This is a genomic window from Bacillus sp. JZ39, from assembly GCF_053903145.1.
Genome location: NZ_CP096389.1, coordinates 1,561,961 through 1,581,539, shown reverse-complemented (window position 1 = coordinate 1,581,539; position 19,579 = coordinate 1,561,961). Strand labels below are relative to the sequence as shown.

The following is a 19,579-nucleotide window of genomic DNA, read 5'->3' as shown; positions in this document are numbered from 1 at the left end:
CAGCAAGGAAACTAAAGGGCTGATCTACATGATTCCGGCCATCCCGGACTCTCACCATCTCCGGGTCGCTATGAAGGCCTGAAGGAAACATGACTGTCCCTTTCAACCGTTTTTTCATCTGAATTTATGAACGTATTATATTCGACAAGCTAAGAAAATGTCAAGATAATCAGAGAATTTATTCCTTTTCCTCAAATACAGCGTCGACTTCATACTCAAGGAGATGATCCCAATCGTCATTTTTCAGAAGATCAAGCTGAGCTTCAATCAGCATTTGGAAACGTGTTCTAAACACTTTAGACTGTTTTTTCAGCTCTTCAATTTCCATTGCAATTTTTCTTGATTTTGATAACGATTCGTTGATAATGCGATCAGCGTTTTTCTCCGCTTCCCGAACGATCAGCTTTGCTTCTTTTTGAGAATTGCGTTTTACGTCTTCAGCCGCTTCTTGAGCAACTAAAATTGATTTATTCAATGTTTCCTCAATATTGGCAAAGTGTCCGATTCTTTCATCAAGCTCATTGACTTTCGCTTCAAGCTCAGTTTTCTTGCGGAGAACAATTTCGTAATCTTTTCTGACTTGGGCTAGGAATTCATTTACTTCATCTTCATCATATCCGCGAAAACTTTTTGTAAACGTCTTGTTGTGAATATCATTTGGCGTTAATGGCATGATGCCACCTCCATTTTTACATTTCAGTACGGTTATCTAGTTCACATTATAAAACAAATTTCGCACAGATGGAGAAAAAAACTGAAAAACCGACTATTTTTGTCGTTCAAACGTAACTCTCCATTTGTCTTTTTTGGTTTTCCCTTCGATTTTTGTTAAGCTGCACCGGCCAAAACCTCTGATTGACAGCATGTCCCCTTCCGCGACTATGTATGAAGGATCTTCAACCACCTTCCAGTTCACTTTCACAAGGCCGTTTTTCACAAGCGTCTGTGATTTCTGGCGGGATTGCCTGCTCATAGAGGCGCAGACGGCGTCAAGCCTTAAAGAAGAAACCGTGTCATCTCTTATTTCGACATCAACTGCTGGAATGTTAAGGTCTGACAAGTCGATTTTCTCTAGGCTGACCGCCGCTTTGCCTGCTTGGGTCAGCTGTGCAGCCACAAAATCAGCGGTATCGGCTGAGACAATCAATTGCACTGCTGTCTCAGAAAACACGATGTCACCGAATTTTTGCCGCTTTAATCCTATGCCCATTAATGCACCAAGCAGAGAACGATGATCTACTGAGACAAACTTGTCAGCATAACGGACGTTAAACGCCTGCAATTCAAAATCCGATTCTTCCGGAGTAATGTACTCTGGATACAGAATCGCCCGTTTTCGCTCCGCTCTGTCATAGCCGCCGGAAAAAGCAAGCCCGACGTCAGCCTGTCCCGTAACAGCAGAGAGGATGACCTGCTCTCGGGGATCTAAAAAGTCGGTCAGCTTCATCCGGTACTGCTCCTGGACAATTCTTTTCCATTCGAGCGCCTGATCAATAAAGGCCCGCTCGTCTTTTCTGAAGTGCTGATATATATCGCTCATCGTCTTTCCCTTCTATGTAAAGAGGCTTGGCTGCTGCCAAGCCCCTATCAAACTGTCACATTAAAACGCAATCATGCGATAAAGCCCCCACAAGCCGGTTGTCGCAAACCGAAGCACAAGTATTGCTACGATTGGTGAAATATCCAGCATTGCAATCGGAGGAATGATTTTTCTGAATGGTTCGAGATATGGTTCACAAATCGAAGCCAAAAAACGCCCGACTGCTGTTTCCCTCGTACTCGGCACCCATGACATAAAAATATATATGATCAGGGCAAATGAGTATATTGTGATTAATAAGCTTAAAACCGAAAAAACTTGATAAAGGATCATCTCGCTTTACCACCTCTGATGTTCGTCTTCAGATATGAGCTCAGAAATTGTGCCTGATACATCTACGTTGTCAGGCGTGCAGAGGAAAATATCTGAGCCGATTCTTTGAATATCGCCGCCGATGGCATAAACGGTTCCGCTTAAAAAGTCAACAATCCGCTTCGCCTGGTCATGCTGTATCCGCTGAAGATTGACGACAACTGCCCGCCGGTTCTTCAAATGGTCGGCTATTTCCTGCGCCTCCGCATAAACGCGCGGCTCACTCAACACCACTTTAGAGGATTTCTGAACACTTTGCAAGCTCACTACATTCTGTTTGCCCGCAGGTTTATTCCCGTTGTAAGCCGGCTTTTCTTTTTGCTCATGCTCCTCATGAGATTCCCGCTCTGTCTCAATATATTCATATTCGTATTCTTCATCTTCCATTGAGAAAAAGTTTTTCAGTTTATTTTTCATACTCATTGCTGTACACCCCCTGTTTCATTTCCGACTAACGATGAGCCGATTCTAATATAAGTAGCTCCTTCTTCAATTGCAATTTCAAAATCATTTGACATGCCCATCGACAGTTCAGTACACGGAGCGTTCGGCTGGTTCAGCTTCTGAACCTGGTCACGGAGTTCTCTCAGCGACCTGAAACAGCTTCTGATCTGATCTTGATCATCAGTCAGCGGAGCCATTGTCATCAGCCCGGCAACAAGGATATGTTCGAAACCGGAAAGCTCCTGTATGAATGGAATGACTTCTTCTTTTTTCATGCCGTGTTTAGAAGGCTCAAGAGAGGTATTGACCTGCACAAAGCATCGTACAGTGCCTTCAGCCCGTTTTTCAATTTCTTTCGCTAATGAGAGCCGGTCTAGGGAATGGATATAGGAAACCGAATTGACGACAGATTTTGCTTTTCTTGATTGCAGACTGCCGATAAAATGCCATTCCGGATTCCCTTTCATCAATTCCTGTTTGCGGAGCAGTTCCGCATCCCGATTCTCTCCGAGGCAGGTGATGCCAGCATCTACTGCCTCCTGTGCTCTTTCAGGCGATACATATTTAGTGACTGCAATAACCGTAACTTCATCGGAGCTGCGGCCCGATCTGTTACATGCTTCGTTTATTCGTTCGTTTATATGTCGTAAATTATCAACAACACGCAAGATCTTTTATGCCTCCTTCATTCCGATAAAGGACATCATCCGTCCAGTTTTCCCCTGATCGCGGCGGTGAGAATAGAAAAGAGACGGCTCGCTTTCCGTGCATAAACCGCTGACAGAAATTTGTTCACTTGCCAAACCGCTGTCCATCAGTATAAGACGGTTCAGCTCTTTCAGATCAAGCTGATATTGTGCCTTTGCCGTCTGATTAACGGCAAGGTCTGCTGAAACCGGCAATGCGCGGACAGCATCCATGACGCGGTCGTCTACCGTATAGCATGCACCGCTGATAGACGGGCCAATAACAGCGTAAATATCTGAGGGATTTGAACCTTCCTTCTCAGTCCATTGCTTCACCATTTCTCTGCCAATCTGTTTGACGGTGCCTTTCCACCCGGCATGGGCGACTCCGACAAGCGACTGAACCGGATCATAAAAGAAAAGAGGCACACAATCAGCAAAGCATAATGCTAAAAATACATTTTTTTCATTTGTATAGAGCCCGTCCGTTGCTTTTAGAGCCGTGTGATACTCACGGGCGCCTTTTCCCCTATCCCTCTGCGTCACTTTCTGAACGCGATTATCATGTGTCTGATCAGCGAATACCCAAGACTGCAAATCAGTATTAAACATATCGGCAATATATTCACGATTTTTAACTACATCTGCATCTTTGTCATGAACGTGCAATCCTGTATTTAACGATTCAAAAGGCTTTTGGCTGACACCGCCGTTTTTTGTCGTAAATCCGGCAATGACCTCTTTGTTGTTTTGATTCGTTTGAGCCCAGTCTTGTATCATGAGTGTCGAGGGTGTGGTAAGACTGAATGGGTGATATGTATTCATGATGATCCAACCTTTCGACAAACATTTAAAGCGGAATTTCCCACTTATTTTACCACATCTTACTGCATTCGTTGAGCGCCGATTTGCATATTTCTAAATGAAATGTGCCGGAAGAATCGAGACTTCCGGCATTTTCCAATCTTCGGCAGACAAGCAGGTTTATGCATGTGGTTCACTTAATCGGACTAAGATTACATCTTCCCCGATTTTTACTATATTTCGCCATGGAATGACCAATTCCTCTTCTTTTCCAAAAAATCCGAGAACTTTCCCATTTCCTCCGAGTATGATCGCCTGAATTTTTCCAGTGGTCACATTGATATCAATATCACCAATACTCCCCAGCTTTTTTCCGTTTGAGACATTGACGACATCCTTTACCTGAAATTCTGAAATGCTGATCATTCCATCACGTCCTTTTTCCGTCCTTTTGTTCAAGTATATGAACGGGCAGGCTGAACCTTGTCAGCAAGAAGAAATTTTCATGTCATTGTTCTTTTTTCCGGCTGCACCAGCTGATGATAAAATCGAGTATAATTTTTGTATACTCTACTAGCTGCTCAATCGATACCTTCTCGTTCACAGAGTGTGCATTGTGCAGATCTCCAGGACCGTATATTACGCATGGAATACCGGCATCATACAGCCATCCGCCATCTGTAACTGATTGAGAAACGTCAATAATTGGACACTCCCGTTTCACTTTCTGATGAGAGGCAGTTAGCGCTAAGACGCCTGGGTGGCCAGGGTCAACTTCCAATGCCGGAAAAATTTCTCCTCTGTCTTCTATCATAGATGAGCCTCCCCACTTGAATACAGGGCGGTTTTCCCTAAGCCAAATATCACTGTCACTCAGCCGATTGACGTAATCTTCTATTTCCGCTGCCACTTGGTCATGGGTTTCATTCGGATAAAAATGGACTGTGATCCACAACCGGCATTCGTCCGCTATAAAAGCCGCATGTCTGCCGCCTTCTATAACTGCCGGATTAATCGTATTTGTGCCGGGTTTAAAACCAGGATAACTTTTCATAATGGACCAGTGGCGCTCAAGTTCACCGAGCCCCGCAATGATTTTTGCCATTTTTTCAATTGCGCTTGCTCCGAATGTTCCTCCGCCTGCGTGAATCATATTCCGTCTCGTTCCATCATGAAATGTTTGACTGCTTTTGATTTCGATCCAGCCTGTAATGACACCCCCTTGGCCTTGAATATGCATATCGCTCGTATCCGCGACAATTGCAAAATCAGCGTGGTAGCCCCTCTTGCAGCATTCAAGTGTGCCGGCTTCTCCAACTTCCTCCCCAATAACCGATTGCAGAATCAGATCACCTGGAAGTTCAATGCCTGCTTCACGAATCAATTTGACAGCAAACAACACACACGCCATTCCGCCCTTCATATCGGAAGCGCCTCGACCGATTAAGAGACCGTTTTTTTCAATTGGATGAAATGGATCATGCTCCCATTTTTCATCCTCTTTTACCTCTGCCACATCTACATGGCCATTGATAATCAGGCTATAATAATCTGCTGAATCTGTTCCTTTTAGCTTCCCTACAACATTGGGATCTCCAGGGTACACATCCCATTTGTCGATCGAGAATCCCAATTCATTTAAATATCCCGCAATCCATGACTGAATGCCCTCTGTATTTCTTGCAGGCGGAGCAGGTGTTTGATAAGAAATCAGCGTTTTCGCAAGCTGAATAAGCTCCTCCTTATGTTCTTCCACTTTTTTGAGCAAAGAGTCTATTTGTTGATCCAATGTAAATCCGCTCCTATTCTTTAAAATCAAAAAAGCCGTTTCAAATGTGATGAAACGGCTTAATAAAAACAAACGGAGTCCGATGTACTCCGCTTTTCACCGCTTCCCTCCGCTGGCATGATCCAGATCAGGTCAAAAGGGTTGAGACAAAGTCTCTCTCAGCTTCGCAAAGCACCCCTAGGATGAATCTATATATGTTTGTCAGGCATTCGTTATCGGCTCAGCTCTTGTTAAAAACGGCCGATCCTGATTCCATAATACATGGATTGGCGTATCAAAAAAAGCGGAGAGTATTTGATCAGTAAGCATTTCCTTTATTTCTCCGGATCCAAAGACCTCTCCCTGTTTTAATAAAAGGGCTTTATCAAAGACAGGCAAAATTTCTTCAGCATGATGAGTCACATAAAGGATAGATGGTGCATTTTCTTTGTTTGCAATGTATGTAATCGTATCTAACAGCTTTTCCCGGGCAATAAAATCCAGTCCTGTGACTGGTTCATCCAGTATCAGCAACTCCGGATCGGCCATTAGTGCTCTAGCAATCAATGCTCTTTGTTTTTCCCCTTGAGAAAGGGTTTCATAGCGGCGATCGGCATATTCAATTGCTCCCAAGTCCTCTAACAAACCTATCGCTTTTTCCCTGGTTTCCTTACTTGGCGTTTCATATAACCCAATCGAAGCGTAAGCTCCGCTCAAAGCAATTTCAAAGGCTGAATCTGCCGGATACAATTTTTGCTGAAGAGCTGCTGAGACGAGGCCAATTTTACGTCTGAGCTTTTCCCCAAGCTCTGTTTTGCCAAATTCATGGCCGAGCACCTGCATCTCGCCTGATGTTGGAAAATAATATGAGCAAAGCATATTTAACAGCGCTGTCTTCCCGGCGCCATTTAGGCCGTAAAGCACCCAATTTTCCTTTTCTTCCACCTTCCAATGAATATCTCTCAGTATCCATTTCCCATTCCGTTTTAGTGAGACATTGTCAAGCTGCAAAATCATCGTGGTCCTCCTCTTTATTGCCTTTTATAATTGTTTTAATTTTCATAAAACTTTGTACGAACTAGGATACCTTACTTTTTCCAAAACGTAAACCATCCATAATCAATAGAAAAGCCTTTAAAACAACATCGTTTTAAAGGCTTTTCATTATTGATGAATATTTTTATTCATTTGTTTGATAGCCGCTTTTTCAAGTCTGGACACCTGCGCTTGAGAAATTCCGATTTCCTCGGCGACTTCCATTTGGGTTTTCCCTTGGAAGAATCGCTTTCTCAAAATCATTTTTTCCCTATCGTTCAGCCTTCTCATGCCCTCTTTTAAAGCCAGCTCTTCAATCCATTGTGAATCTGTATTACGCTCATCACTGATTTGGTCCATCACATAGATCGGGTCTCCGCCGTCGTTATAGATCGGTTCAAATAGAGAAACCGGATCCTGGATGGCATCAAGCGCAAATACAATTTCCTCATGCGGTACTTCAAGAACTTTTGCGATGTCTTCTGCAGTCGGCTCCTTGCTTGTCTCACTGATTAACCGCTCTCTTACCTGAAGCGCCTTGTAAGCGATGTCCCGGAGTGATCTTGAGACACGGATCGGGTTATTATCACGTAAATACCTGCGGATCTCTCCGATAATCATAGGTACAGCGTATGTTGAAAACTTAACATTGTGGCTTAGGTCAAAATTATCAATGGATTTCATTAGTCCGATGCAGCCGACTTGAAATAAGTCATCAACATACTCCCCTCTGTTATTAAATCGTTGAATGACACTTAAGACAAGACGCAAGTTCCCGTTTACAAGCTTTTCTCTTGCTGAATCATCGCCTTCATCCTGCAGCTGCCTAAACAGCTTTCTCATCTCTTCATTCTTGAGTACTGGTAATTTGGAGGTATCCACCCCGCAGATTTCGACTTTATTTCTCGACACTTTTTTCCCTCCCTACAGGAGCTGCTGTACAACGTTAAGTATCTCCTTGGGTGGGAAAAATATGCACTGCACTCAGACCGAAAAACTGTCGAAATCAGGAAATCCCTGTAAAATCAAGGGGTTCTAACCATAAAATTTTTTACACCATTTTGTTGAACTCTTTTCTCAATCTTTTTATAATTCTTTTCTCAAGCCGCGAAATATAAGACTGAGAAATCCCCATCATATCCGCTACATCCTTTTGGGTTTTTTCTTCTTCACCGACAAGCCCAAACCGCAGCTCCATGATTTGCTTTTCTCTCTCATTAAGCTGTTCAAGCGCTTTTTTCAAAAGCTTTTTATCGACGTTAGCTTCTATGTCTTTAGTGATGATGTCATCGTCAGTGCCGAGCACATCAGAAAGCAAAAGCTCATTGCCGTCCCAATCAATATTAAGCGGTTCATCAAAGGAAACCTCTGAACGGATTTTGTTATTTCTTCTTAAATACATCAGGATTTCATTTTCTATACACCGGGAGGCATAGGTAGCAAGCTTGATTTTCTTTTCTGGATTGAATGTATTCACAGCTTTGATTAGACCGATGGTACCGATGCTGATTAAATCCTCTATATTAATTCCCGTATTTTCAAATTTACGGGCGATATATACGACCAGACGCAAATTGCGTTCAATTAGAATGGCGCGCGCCGCCTGATCGCCGTTTGGGAGCTTCATTAACAAAACCTGCTCCTCATCTTTAGATAATGGAGGCGGCAGGGCTTCACTCCCGCCTATGTAATAGACTTCATCACTTTTCAGCCCAAGTTTCATCAGCAGCTTATACCAGAGGTGCGTCAACCGTAATTTCAGTTTTTTCATCTTCCTCTCCCTTCTAAATGTCACGCCGTTTGAGTATGATAAGTAACGGACATTTGCGAACATTATGAAACGTGTTTGACAGCCTTGCCCGAAAGCATTTTCGGATGAATAATCGCGTCAAACTCTCCATCTGCCGACAGCTTTGTTGTGCTGATGCCGATTAAACATTTATCTGCAGAAATCATTTCTTCTTTTGTCATAATCGTTACGTGATCCGGTTTAACGCATAATAGAAATTGATTTTGCTGACCAACTCCCCTGTATGGAATCAACCTCATTTTATCTAAAAAGCGAAAGGAATCATCGAGCTGTTCGATGGCTTCCAATGGGTCTGTGTTTCGAATGATCATCGTTTCGGCTGTTCCGAAAATCGGCTCCAGTTTATCAATGTAAATGATCATTACCGGTGTTTTTGTAAGAGGATCGTACAGCTGATTACCGGAATCAATCAGGCCTCTGACATGAAGTGTTTGGCTGCCCAAATCTGCCTGCACGCTGACTCGTTCCTCATATTGAATGTTTTTTGTTTCAATATCTTCAATTCTTCTTTTAGAAAAAAACCATAATGCTGGAAAGCCCCCAACAATAAACAACCAGCTGATCGGGTCTCCAAACCCTGTTTGATTGGTAATCATAACACCGTTTTGAACAATAGAATTTGACTGCAGCAAAGAATGGGCTCCGATAATTCCTCCCCCCATTAAAAAAGTGGCAAAATAAAAGGAAAACAAATTTTGAAAGAAAAACCGAAATCTTTTAAAGCCAAATGTCACCACCACAATCACAACTGAAAAAGCTAGCTTCCCAGCCGGATGTTCAACAATCGGCGAAAAAGGAGTAAACATCAAAAGGACAATACTGGAACCGATGAACGCTCCGCCTACCAGTCTTCTTTTTTTTACATGCCGTTTTAAAATAAATGCCGTGAGCAAAAGCAAAAGTGCATCAAAACAAAAGTTTAACAGCCAAATGACATCTAAATAGATTTTCACATCTGACTCCTTTCTTTCTTGCCTCACGCTGTTCCCCTTCTTGCTTCATAAGTATAAAGCAAGCTCTGTGGGAAAGTCTGTCAATTAATGTTGAGAGGAAAATACAATTTTTCAGGGAAATCTGCTTAATTTGTCGAGGAAGTATAATGAGAGGATATAAAAAAAGCTGCCAATGACGGCAGCTTTTTTCCACTTAATTTTCTGTGTTGATATTAAGTTTTCCATTCGCAGTTTTTCTTGTTTCATTTCCATAATCATCTCGGACGATCACTTCTACTTTTGCTCCTTTTGCTTTAATAGAAGAAGTGGCTGTCCAATAGCCTTCATATCTCCCCGGAGAGATTTCTCTTAACGGGAGCTCGGTGGCGTTTTGCACACTCGCTCTTGCATTCGTCAGCGGCATACGAATGATAAACGTTGCATCCAAATCCTCAGCGCTTGAGAAAGCGATTTTCACAGATTCACCGGCTTTTAAGTTTTTATCCTCTCCCGGAATTAAGCCGGAAATGACAGGCTTGTCAAAATTGACATCAATGACAGCCTTTTTCGTCGTTTTGTTGCCTGCTAAGTCTGTAGCAATCACCTTGATTTCATTGCTTCCATTTTCCAAAAGAATCCGGGCTGAGTATGAACCATCAGTTATTGTTGCTTTTTTGCCATTCACCTTGACGTCTTTCAAATGGTCATCGGATACTGCCCCTTTGACAGTCAGCGTTTCTTTATTTGTTTTCCCGCCATCCTTTGGAGTGTCCAGCGTTAATTCAGGCTTTTCTTGATCAAGCGTGACCGTGATTGGGCTGGAGGCATCCGTTGTTCCGTTGTCAGTTGATGCGGTTGCCGTCAGCTCATTTTCACCCTTGTTGAGTTTGATGCCTGCATGGAACGTGCCATCCGTAGCAGCTTTCGTTTCTCCTGCTTCTTTCTCTCCATTATAAATGTGTACCGTTGTACTAGGAGAAGCTTTTCCTTTTACAGTGACGCTATCCTTATTTGTGTATGATTTGTCTGTCGGTGAAGTAATCTCAGGTACAGCAGCTTCATAATTAACTAATGCGCGAATCATATAGTTACCGTCTGCTTCGTCACCCGGCTCCCATTGTCCACCTATATACTGCCAGTTGCGGCCGGAATTCTTGCCGGTTTCATCCATTGCCAGTCCAGGTGAATACGGATCAGGTTTTGACTGGATATATACGAGATAAAAGTCTTTATCGACCATAATCCCTTTTGAACTGAGATCTACCTTAGTCCACTCGCCATTGCGAAGAGCTTCAGCGTTAAATGGCCCGGCAATTTTCTTGCCCGGTGCTCCGTCTTTTCCTGTGGCATCGTATACCTCAACCTTAAACTCTGTGCCGCCGGGATCAGGGAACTCTGTATCCCAGAATCTGAACAGCCCTCCTGTAAGCATGCCTTTGTCCTTGCCGTCAGCGAGCGTCATTTTTACTGCCCATCCGTTCCCGGCAGCAAAATAGGAATTGGCATTCTCCGCTGTTCCGTCATCATATGCAATTTCACCGGGATAACCGACGAAAGGCTTCAATGCAGTTTCTTTTGTAACGTCACCTTTTAACTCAACGGAAAATTCATCACTGTAATAACCCGGTGCAGCGACTTTAATCGTATAAGCGCCTTCATAGGCCTCCAGCGTATATTCACCTTTGTCGTTTGTCATAGCCGGTTCCACCGCAGCATCCTCTACAACATAAACGGAAGCGCCTTTTACCGGCTCTCCTGTCGTTTTATTGATGACCGTGCCTTTTAATGTGCCCTTCTTCATCTCTTCTAACGTAAAATTAGCTTGTGTCGTCTGATCCGTCTTTAAAGATACTTTTTGTGTTTTCGACTGATAACCATATGCTTCTGCCATAAGCGTATAGTCTCCCGCTTTGTGCTTCAGCGTGTACTGCCCTGTGGATTGATCTGAATATGTTGATTTTCCTGTTTCCACTACACTGACTTGTGCCCTGAGCGGCAAAACTTGAGGCTGTATAGCCTTGTTCTGATGTTTTACCGCTGTGTTTGCAGATGGCTTAGCCTTTTTCGGATTTACTGGCTTTTTCTTTTGCTTTCCAGACGGCTTTTCGACGCCCAGCTTATTCTTTTTGACTGTTTTTCCGGCTGATTTGTCAGAAAGCACTACATCATCAATATACCAGCCCTCTTTTGCAATGCTTTCATCAGATTGAAGGTTAAACATCACTTGAATGTTTTGGCCTTTATAAGCCGATAAATCAATTTCTTCGTCCGTCCAGCTTGATGTCTTTCCGTTATAGACACCAGCCTGCTCCCAATTCTTTTCACCTTCCGGAAGAACAAAAACGTAGCCGTAATCAAAATCATCCTCTAAATTGTGCCAGCTTTTAAATTGAAGGAACAGACTTCCTGAATCAGGTGCTTTAATAGGAGGCATAACAAGGTTCATGTTTGCTGAGTTGGCATAATTTCCTGTCAAATTCGTTCCATATACTTTTTCTCCGGATGCTGCTGTATTTGGGCCAGTTGACGGAACTCCCCATTCCCAGTTATTATTTGTTCCGCTCGCAACCCAGCCGCCGGGTGCAGTTTCAAAGTCCTGTTTATATCCCACCGTGATGCTTGGTTTCACTGTTACATCGTATACGTCAGACGAAACGACATGACCGCCAAAATCGTGAATCATCCACTTATAGCTTAGTTTAGTTCCTTTTATATCTGGGATCTCTGCCTGATACGTTCCTTTTAGATGATCACCGCTGATTCGTTTAGCCGTTATTTCTGTCCATTCACCTTGATCAAGCTTGTAGGACAGCTTTACAGATGTCACACTCACATTGTCTTCAGCTGTCAAAGTCAGTGGCAGGCTGCCACCTTCATAAGCTTCAGTTACTTTCTCATGCTGATAGACAGGAGGCTCTTGGTCATCCCCCTCTACAGAAACTTGTCCTTCCGCTTTCCCTAATCCATCTGTAACAGCGGATACAGCATCAAAAGCATTCACCAGACCATGGCCATATCCGTTATTCGGTGAATCAGGAAATGTTGAATCCGTGAGCGGTTCAGCCGTGCTGGTTAATATATCCTCCATCTCATCAACAGAAAGTGAGGCATTCGCCTGTTTCAGCAGTGCAGCAACAGCGGATACATGCGGCCCTGCCATTGATGTGCCGTCCCAACCATCCTCATATGTCTGACCGGGAACGGATGAACGAATATTAACGCCCGGTGCAGATATTTCCGGCTTTATTTCATCATATGGAGATGGCCCTTGAAGAGAAAAGTCAGCGAGCTTTTTATTGATATCAGTCGCTCCAGTTGCAAACGATTCTGGATAGTTTGCCGGATTTGCGATAGAACCAGGCCCGCCGGGAATAAAGAGATCCGTATTCCCCGCTGAAAACTCAGGGAAAATATCGGCCGCACGCCAGGCATTGACCATGTCTCTGTACCATTCATCAAGTCCAGAGCCCCCTCCCCATGAGTTATTGACAACATCAGGAGCCATTTCCGGGTGGGGATTTCCTTCCGCGTCCTTTGGTGCTAAAACCCATTCACCAGCTTCCAAAATGTCAGCATCAGTGCCGCCATCTTCAGAGAACGCTTTAACAGCAATCCATTTTGCGCCAGGTGCTACACCGATTTGATTTGTTCCATCAGGTTCAGAGCCCACCATCGTGCCTGTCACGTGGGTTCCATGAGCCAAATCATCATAAGGGCTTGCCTCGCCTGCTACGGCATCATACCAGTTCATTTCATTTTCAGGCTCATTAGGATTTTCCGGATTATATCCGCGATATTTCTCTTTTAATGCCGGATGATTCCATTCCACCCCGGTATCAATGGACGCAACAACCGTGCCAGTTCCATCATATCCAAGTGCCCAAGCTTTTGGGGCATCGATTTGGTCTACATTCCATTCCACACCGTCAGTTGCTTTAATAGCTTTCTGTGCTTTTTTCATATTAAATGGGGAGGATGACTTAAAAAGCTGCCGTTTCTCATTAGGAAGCACCTTCTCCACTTCGGGAAACTGCGCCACTTTTTCCATGACCTCTTTTGAGGCATGAACAGCAATCCCGTTCACCACATAATAAGAATGAATTTGGTCTGCATTTCCTTTATCTTTCTGGGTGTTCAAGTATTTTAGGACATCTTGCTGGGATTCATCGGCTGTGACTTTTAAAGATGACACAACAGCAGAACGCTTTTGATATTCCGTCTTAGCGGCAGACAGCTTCTTCGATTTCGCTTTTTTAACAGCCGCTTTTGCCGCTTTATCTGTGTTAGCCTGATCTTTAAATTTAATCAGAAAAGTCGTTTTTTCTTTCTTTTTAAAGCTTTTCTTTAATGAACTCGAAATCTTGTTTTGAATGGATTCCGCAGATTGAAGCTCCTTTTTAACAGAAGGTGAGGTGACTTTACTGCTTGCCCCGGCTGCTCCCGGAAACAGCAGTGAACTGATGACAACTGTACTTAAAACAGAGCTGATGAGTCTGTTTTTCGTTTTTTTCCTCATTTTCATCCCCCTTTTTCAACATGCTTTTTAAAAAAAGTGTCGTCCCTCCTTTTAATAATGAATGGTTTGTCAGAACATCGCTGTATATTAACTGTAGACAATCTGAATTACAGATATTGTCGTTTCATGTCATTCAATTTCCATATATATGAAAATGATAAAAATGTCACAAAAATAAATGGGTCTAATTATCTGTTTTGTTACTAAGCGAAGGAAGCAATAGGAAAAAAGACTTTATAAGAAGGAAAGTGTGAAGAGAAAAACAAAAAAGGACAAAATCGAAAACGATTTTGTCCTTTATATTAGCCGCGTTTATTACGGTTTCTTAAGAATGTCGGGATGTCAAGCGTATCATCAGCCGGTTGTGAAGTATGACGGCTTACTGTGTTCTGCTGCTGAGGCTCCTCACGTTTTGGCTCACGCTTCGGAACACTTTGATTGTGTGTTTTGATGCTTTGATTTAAGCTTGGACGCTGAGGCTTCGTCACGTCCTTCTCTTGTTCGATAAAGCCGGTTGCAATCACTGTCACCACAATCTCATCTTTTAGATTTTCATTAATAACAGAACCGAAAATCATGTTTACGTCTTGATCAGACGCCGAAGCGACAATGTCTGCTGCTTCCTGAACCTCATATAGGCTGAGGTTTGTTCCTCCAGTGATGTTCATGAGGACGCCTTGCGCACCGTCAATGGCCGCTTCAAGAAGCGGGCTGGAAATTGCTTTTTTTGCTGCCTCTGCCGCGCGATTTTCCCCAGTAGCAATACCGATACCCATCAAAGCAGATCCTTTGTTTGACATGATTGTTTTCACATCAGCAAAGTCAAGGTTGATAAGACCAGGTGTAGCAATCAAGTCAGAAATACCTTGAACCCCTTGGCGAAGTACGTTATCCGCTTCACGGAATGCTTCAAGCATCGGTGTGTTTTTATCAACAATTTCAAGGATACGGTCGTTCGGGATCACGATCAGTGTATCCACCGCTTCTTTCATTGCCGAGATTCCGCCTGCAGCCTGAAGCTGTCTTTTGCGTCCTTCGAAGGTAAACGGTCTTGTCACAACGCCGACTGTTAATGCGCCTAAGTCTTTAGCGATTTGTGCGATAACCGGTGCGGCACCTGTTCCTGTTCCGCCGCCCATACCAGCTGTCACGAATACCATGTCAGCACCTTTAAGTGCTTCTTCAATCTGCTCTTTGCTTTCTTCAGCGGCTTTTTTCCCGACTTCCGGATTCGCACCTGCTCCCAATCCTCTAGTCAGCTTTGCGCCGATTTGCATTTTCACTTCTGCTTTTGACAGGTTAAGAGCTTGAGCGTCCGTGTTTACCGCGATATACTCTACTCCTTGCACTTCATTTTCAATCATTCGGTTAACGGCGTTGTTTCCGCCGCCTCCTACTCCGATTACTTTAATTGATGCTAAGCCGTCTATGTTTGTTTCGAACTCCAACATGCTAAATCCTCCTAATCTGCCGAATGACTATCTATCTATTCCCAAAACATGCTTAATAGTTTTTTCATTTTGCTCTGTTTATTATGTTCGGCTTGTGTTTTTTGTTTTCCTTTTGGCCGCTGCTGCACCTCATTTTGGTGATGATGCTGCTCTTGTTCCTCAGATGATGAGACTGCGATTTCCTGTATCGCTTCTTCAGGCATCTTAAAGCCTATTTTTCTGCCTTGGATTCTTGCATTCCGGCAGGCGAATTGGATCAGGCCCACTCCCGTCATATATTGAGGATCTCTTACACCGATATAATTCGGGCTTGCCACTCTGACATTGTTTTGCAGCACATCCTGTGCCAAAGACATGACACCCGGCATAGCTGCTTGTCCTCCTGTCAGCACGAAGCCTCCCGGCAGATCGGTAATTCCCATACTGCGAAGCTCTTCTGAAACAATTTCAAGAATTTCCTCTACTCTCGCTTCAATGATATTCGCTGCTTCTTGCTGTGTAAATGTTTGTTTTTGATTGGTGCCTATAACGGTTACCTCAAATATTTCATCTTCCGAAGCTTCGTCATAGTAGGCATGTCCAAATTGCTTTTTCACGCGTTCTGCTTCTTCTGTTGACGTTCTCAATCCGATGGAGATATCTTTGGTGATATTTTCGCCTCCGAGAGGAATGACACGGGTAGAAGTGAGATGTCCGTTCTGGAATACGGCAATGGTTGTTGACCCTCCCCCTATATCAATGAGAGCCACGCCAAGGTTTTTCTCGTCCTTTGATAATGCAGCAGAACCGGCTGCCAGCGGCTGAAGGCAAATATCAGTTATTTCAATACCAGCTCTTTCAACGCAGCGGAGTAAGTTATGTAAGATTGTTTTTGAACCGGTGATCAAGGTGCCCTCTACTTCTAAACGCACACCCAGCATTTTTTTCGGGTCGGTGATTTCATCTCTTCCATCTACGATAAACTGTTTAGGAATGACGTCAACAATCAGCTGTTCATGCGGTACGGAAACAACCTGTGCCGCCTCCATGACACGGCGTACATCTTCAACCTGAATTTCTTTATTTTCACTGGAAACTGCTACAACACCGTTTGTATCTTGAATATTGATATAATTTCCATTAACGCCGACAATAGCTTTTCTAAGCGGAAAACCTACCATTCTTTCAGCTTGGTCAAACGCTTTTCTTATAGAATGAACGGTCTCATCTATATCAACGATTGAGCCTTTTTTCAACCCTTCAGACGGTACATTTCCCACACCGATAATATTAAGGGAATCATCTGTCATTTCTCCGACGATCACTTTTGTATTGGACGTACCGATGTCAAGACTGACGTAAAGTTCATTGTTGTTCATTCTATGGCACCTCCTCACATTTCGATCATTTCTATTCTATTATTTGCGGAACAACAATACAATGAATGTGGCTTTACAAGTGTGTAACAAAAAATAACAACAGAATATTTTTATGTGCTTTTCACATTTTATGTTTATTGAAAATATTCGTTATATCCTATGTATATCCTCTTTTATATCACATTTTTTTTATTTTTTTTAGAAAGAGTCCACTTTGTTAGTAGATTTCTTCTGATAACGGCTATATTCTGAAATAATCTGACTCCAAATGCGAATATACCTGCTAAATACAAGTCTACACCAAGATGGACTCCCAGAAAAGCTAAACTTATTGCCAATATAATATTAAAAAAGAAACCGGAAACAAATACCATTTCATCATATGTACCTTGTAAATGCGCCCTGATTCCGCCGATTAATGTATCAAGTGCGGCAAGCACCGCAAGCGATAAATAGTTTGAGTATTCACTCGGTATCGTTAAGTTTGTCATTAGTCCAATCGCTATTCCGAGCACCAGTCCCAACACGGGCAGCCACATGACAATTCTCCTCCTTTTCAGTCTTTAAGCAGTTTCAGCTGTTGTACGTCCAGTGGTCTGTCATATGCTTTTAATGTTAGTTTGCTTTCAGATTTACCGGCTTTTAATGCTAAATTTTCAGATGCAAAAAGATCCTCAAGGCCTGACCCCTTCACTCTGCTGTGTAACATGTCCGGATCTTTGGCAAGCACTTTTACTGTTAAAGGATAATCGTCAAGGGCGTATCCGTCTATTTTTGTAGTGCCGTTTATATCTCTGATGACTGTATGATTCACAACTCTTCGCTCGTTAATCGAGATATGCTCTGCACCGTAGGAGTTGAGTTCATTAATCAGCTTTTTCAGCAAATCCGGAGGCGGATTTTCGACCGGCTCTCCTGTTAAGCTTTCAGAAAAAAGCGGGGAAATCGTAATGACAATTCCGCTACCTGTTATATCGGTCATGCCGGCTGTTTTTTTTAAGGATTGCAAGGTATTATTTAGCGCGGTTTCTTTTGTCATTTCTTTCGTTTGCGAATAGCTATTCAGCAGTTTGTCATATTTGTTTATTTCAGCCAGCAGCTTTTCCTGCTTCTTCTGCTCTGATGTCAGCTCTTCCCTAATATCCCACATATCTCTTGTATCCCGGACTTTGGGGTGCTTTAACGAATTAAACTGAACAGATATCATCAGGCCGAAGATGACCATAAGCACACTGATGCTTATGAAGGAACGCTTTATTTTCAATCTATTTCACCCGCTTTTTCAGTCATTCCTTCGTTTTCAGAATCGGTTTCATTTGTACGTTTTTCTCTTTTTCTGCCGACACAGAAATATGATCCATTGACAGCTGATCAATTAGGCCTCCTGCGATATTTAACGAGGGCAGCAGGACATCTGGATCTCCAATAGCGGATACCGTAAACGGAGCGGGATGCTGCACCCCGTCTACCGTTACCACAGGACCATTGCATTTGATATACGAATCATGCGTCAAACGCTGTCCATTAACGGCGACAGCTGCCGCTCCTGAGATATACAGTTCGTTTACTACTTGGAAGATATGGCTTTCGTGAACGATGTAACTATTCACATTCTCCCCTTCCGGTATGTATGACGCATCTTCCAATGTCACCTCAACGCCTTCTCCCTGCACACCGACTTCCCCAATATACATCCTGTATTTTTCTGTATCTTCGAGGACATTATAGTATTCCGACTTCTCTTTCTTCAGCTTATTTTCCGCCTGGCGGACTTTGTTTTGCTTTTGATATAATTCTTTTTCAAGCTTCTTATTTTCTTTCTCTTGTTTCAGAAGTTCATCTCTCAGCGCATATTCTTTTTTCCACTCTTCCGTCTCAGCCGCGCTTTTGTTGTTTTCTTTTGTCATTTGAAAAGAAAATGAAATCAAAAAGCCTGCGATAAGCATAATCAAGGAAAGAAGGACTGCTGATTTGCCCCTCAATTTTCATCTTCCTTTTTAGCAGCTTTATCGTTTTTCCCAAACTCTTCAAAATAGGTGGCAACTTCTAAATGAATGATTCCTTTTTTATTGCTGCTTAGCTGAGAAATGATAGAAGGATACGTCTTCATTCGGTCTGCAAACGTTTTAATAGATGCAGTGACAACATAACCGTCGTTCATGTACAACTTAATACGGTTTTCATCCATTTTTACAGGCGTATAATAAATCTCTGAAATCGACTGTTTTAACGAATTTGACAACGCATCGAGCTGCTTGGCCATTTGAGACCGCTTCTTCGCGTTTGTCCAATTCACTAAAATCGGTCCGGCATCATCCGGCGTTACTTCGTTTGGCAGAACTGAGCCGTTTTCAAGCACTTCATAGTACACATCGTCTTTTTCTAAATAAGCAATCGCTTTATATTCTTCGATTGCAATGTTGATTTTATTAGGAAGCGATTTGCTGATCTCCGCTTTTTTCACTAATTTATTTTGCTGAATCTTCTTTTCTGTTTTTTGCTTGTCCAAACTCCAAAACTCAGTATCTCCGCTGTTAATATCGGAAAGGTCGATAATTTCCTTTTTTGATACATTTTCATTCCCTGTAACAGAGATTGTTGATACTTTACTGATTGGTGTTTGCAGGTACACAATGATCAGCACCATAATAAAAAAGAGCATAATAAATGAAATGAGACGGCGGTTTGCCTTTTGTTTCCTCTGCTCTTTAATTTTAGGGATCCGCTCTTCAATGTTAACGATTTTTTCTCGGTCATGACCCGGGTTCATTGCCTGTTCACCTCATTCAAATGAAACAGCTGTTAAAAGTCTGTCTATTCCAAAACAAACGGCATACTATGATGCCGTTTGTCGTTTGCTTAC

General features: G+C 42.9%; 19 protein-coding genes, 1 riboswitch and 1 other annotated feature (1 of these 21 only partly in view). All 19 genes read right to left on the bottom strand.

Annotated elements, in window-relative coordinates; genetic code table 11:
* Positions 1–116: a binding site (T-box leader), on the bottom strand (it extends 111 nt beyond the left edge of the window).
* Between the two features lie 62 nt (positions 117–178).
* The gene (divIVA, locus tag M1D65_RS08285; RefSeq protein WP_003221468.1) at positions 179–673 is read right to left on the bottom strand and encodes a septum site-determining protein DivIVA; all 495 of its coding nucleotides are present in this window, start codon (positions 671–673) and stop codon (positions 179–181) included.
* Positions 674–766: 93 nt separating this feature from the next.
* Positions 767–1,540 carry a YlmH family RNA-binding protein gene (locus M1D65_RS08280; protein WP_015383612.1) on the bottom strand — a complete coding sequence of 258 codons (774 nt, stop codon included), beginning with the start codon at positions 1,538–1,540 and terminating at the stop codon, positions 767–769.
* 60 nt (positions 1,541–1,600) lie between these two features.
* A complete protein-coding gene (locus M1D65_RS08275) occupies positions 1,601–1,873 on the bottom strand; it encodes a YggT family protein (RefSeq protein WP_003221463.1) in 273 nt (90 codons plus the stop codon).
* A gap of 6 nt (positions 1,874–1,879) precedes the next feature.
* On the bottom strand, positions 1,880–2,335 hold the full coding sequence (sepF, locus tag M1D65_RS08270) for a cell division protein SepF (RefSeq protein ID WP_003244791.1): 456 nt from the start codon (positions 2,333–2,335) through the stop codon (positions 1,880–1,882).
* On the bottom strand, positions 2,332–3,024 hold the full coding sequence (locus tag M1D65_RS08265) for a YggS family pyridoxal phosphate-dependent enzyme (protein ID WP_003245324.1): 693 nt from the start codon (positions 3,022–3,024) through the stop codon (positions 2,332–2,334). Before M1D65_RS08265 ends, sepF begins: the two co-directional genes overlap by 4 nt.
* Before the next feature lie 6 nt (positions 3,025–3,030).
* Entirely contained in the window at positions 3,031–3,867 is an 837-nt protein-coding gene (pgeF, locus tag M1D65_RS08260) for a peptidoglycan editing factor PgeF (RefSeq protein ID WP_041850854.1), read from the bottom strand.
* A 159-nt stretch (positions 3,868–4,026) separates the two neighbouring features.
* Positions 4,027–4,272 (bottom strand): YlmC/YmxH family sporulation protein, encoded by a 246-nt coding sequence (locus M1D65_RS08255; RefSeq protein WP_003232153.1) that lies wholly within the window; start codon positions 4,270–4,272, stop codon positions 4,027–4,029.
* Positions 4,273–4,354: 82 nt separating this feature from the next.
* The gene (ylmB, locus tag M1D65_RS08250; protein ID WP_153256745.1) at positions 4,355–5,635 is read right to left on the bottom strand and encodes an N-formyl-4-amino-5-aminomethyl-2-methylpyrimidine deformylase; all 1,281 of its coding nucleotides are present in this window, start codon (positions 5,633–5,635) and stop codon (positions 4,355–4,357) included.
* Between the two features lie 87 nt (positions 5,636–5,722).
* Positions 5,723–5,824: riboswitch (TPP riboswitch) on the bottom strand.
* Positions 5,825–5,836: 12 nt separating this feature from the next.
* On the bottom strand, positions 5,837–6,631 hold the full coding sequence (locus M1D65_RS08245; RefSeq protein WP_029317772.1) for an ABC transporter ATP-binding protein: 795 nt from the start codon (positions 6,629–6,631) through the stop codon (positions 5,837–5,839).
* 147 nt (positions 6,632–6,778) lie between these two features.
* A complete protein-coding gene (gene sigG, locus M1D65_RS08240) occupies positions 6,779–7,561 on the bottom strand; it encodes an RNA polymerase sporulation sigma factor SigG (RefSeq protein WP_009967190.1) in 783 nt (260 codons plus the stop codon).
* Positions 7,562–7,700: 139 nt separating this feature from the next.
* Entirely contained in the window at positions 7,701–8,420 is a 720-nt protein-coding gene (sigE, locus tag M1D65_RS08235) for an RNA polymerase sporulation sigma factor SigE (RefSeq protein WP_003221446.1), read from the bottom strand.
* A 62-nt stretch (positions 8,421–8,482) separates the two neighbouring features.
* Entirely contained in the window at positions 8,483–9,412 is a 930-nt protein-coding gene (gene spoIIGA / locus M1D65_RS08230) for a sigma-E processing peptidase SpoIIGA (protein WP_003232163.1), read from the bottom strand.
* Between the two features lie 193 nt (positions 9,413–9,605).
* Positions 9,606–13,907 (bottom strand): bacillopeptidase F, encoded by a 4,302-nt coding sequence (locus tag M1D65_RS08225; RefSeq protein WP_153256744.1) that lies wholly within the window; start codon positions 13,905–13,907, stop codon positions 9,606–9,608.
* Positions 13,908–14,209: 302 nt separating this feature from the next.
* Positions 14,210–15,358 (bottom strand): cell division protein FtsZ, encoded by a 1,149-nt coding sequence (gene ftsZ / locus M1D65_RS08220; RefSeq protein WP_003232167.1) that lies wholly within the window; start codon positions 15,356–15,358, stop codon positions 14,210–14,212.
* 35 nt (positions 15,359–15,393) lie between these two features.
* Positions 15,394–16,716 carry a cell division protein FtsA gene (gene ftsA / locus M1D65_RS08215; protein WP_003232169.1) on the bottom strand — a complete coding sequence of 441 codons (1,323 nt, stop codon included), beginning with the start codon at positions 16,714–16,716 and terminating at the stop codon, positions 15,394–15,396.
* Between the two features lie 173 nt (positions 16,717–16,889).
* Positions 16,890–17,255: a small basic family protein gene (locus M1D65_RS08210; RefSeq protein ID WP_003238683.1), complete on the bottom strand. Its 366-nt coding sequence runs from the start codon at positions 17,253–17,255 to the stop codon at positions 16,890–16,892.
* 17 nt (positions 17,256–17,272) lie between these two features.
* Positions 17,273–17,980, bottom strand: coding sequence for a DUF881 domain-containing protein (locus M1D65_RS08205; RefSeq protein ID WP_032725658.1), 708 nt, complete (start codon positions 17,978–17,980; stop codon positions 17,273–17,275).
* A 22-nt stretch (positions 17,981–18,002) separates the two neighbouring features.
* Positions 18,003–18,698, bottom strand: coding sequence for a DUF881 domain-containing protein (locus M1D65_RS08200; RefSeq protein ID WP_015483203.1), 696 nt, complete (start codon positions 18,696–18,698; stop codon positions 18,003–18,005).
* Positions 18,695–19,486, bottom strand: coding sequence for a cell division protein DivIB (gene divIB / locus M1D65_RS08195; protein WP_021479335.1), 792 nt, complete (start codon positions 19,484–19,486; stop codon positions 18,695–18,697). The genes M1D65_RS08200 and divIB overlap by 4 nt, the downstream gene beginning before the upstream one ends.
* Positions 19,487–19,579 lie beyond the last annotated feature (93 nt).

Coding starts and splice junctions, on each gene's coding strand:
- divIVA (WP_003221468.1), bottom strand. CDS start 673: ATGCCATTAACGCCAAATGATATTCACAACAAGACGTTTACAAAAAGT.
- M1D65_RS08280 (WP_015383612.1), bottom strand. CDS start 1,540: ATGAGCGATATATATCAGCACTTCAGAAAAGACGAGCGGGCCTTTATT.
- M1D65_RS08275 (WP_003221463.1), bottom strand. CDS start 1,873: ATGATCCTTTATCAAGTTTTTTCGGTTTTAAGCTTATTAATCACAATA.
- sepF (WP_003244791.1), bottom strand. CDS start 2,335: ATGAGTATGAAAAATAAACTGAAAAACTTTTTCTCAATGGAAGATGAA.
- pgeF (WP_041850854.1), bottom strand. CDS start 3,867: ATGAATACATATCACCCATTCAGTCTTACCACACCCTCGACACTCATG.
- M1D65_RS08255 (WP_003232153.1), bottom strand. CDS start 4,272: ATGATCAGCATTTCAGAATTTCAGGTAAAGGATGTCGTCAATGTCTCA.
- M1D65_RS08245 (WP_029317772.1), bottom strand. CDS start 6,631: ATGATTTTGCAGCTTGACAATGTCTCACTAAAACGGAATGGGAAATGG.
- sigE (WP_003221446.1), bottom strand. CDS start 8,420: ATGAAAAAACTGAAATTACGGTTGACGCACCTCTGGTATAAGCTGCTG.
- M1D65_RS08225 (WP_153256744.1), bottom strand. CDS start 13,907: ATGAGGAAAAAAACGAAAAACAGACTCATCAGCTCTGTTTTAAGTACA.
- ftsZ (WP_003232167.1), bottom strand. CDS start 15,358: ATGTTGGAGTTCGAAACAAACATAGACGGCTTAGCATCAATTAAAGTA.
- ftsA (WP_003232169.1), bottom strand. CDS start 16,716: ATGAACAACAATGAACTTTACGTCAGTCTTGACATCGGTACGTCCAAT.
- M1D65_RS08210 (WP_003238683.1), bottom strand. CDS start 17,255: ATGTGGCTGCCCGTGTTGGGACTGGTGCTCGGAATAGCGATTGGACTA.
- divIB (WP_021479335.1), bottom strand. CDS start 19,486: ATGAACCCGGGTCATGACCGAGAAAAAATCGTTAACATTGAAGAGCGG.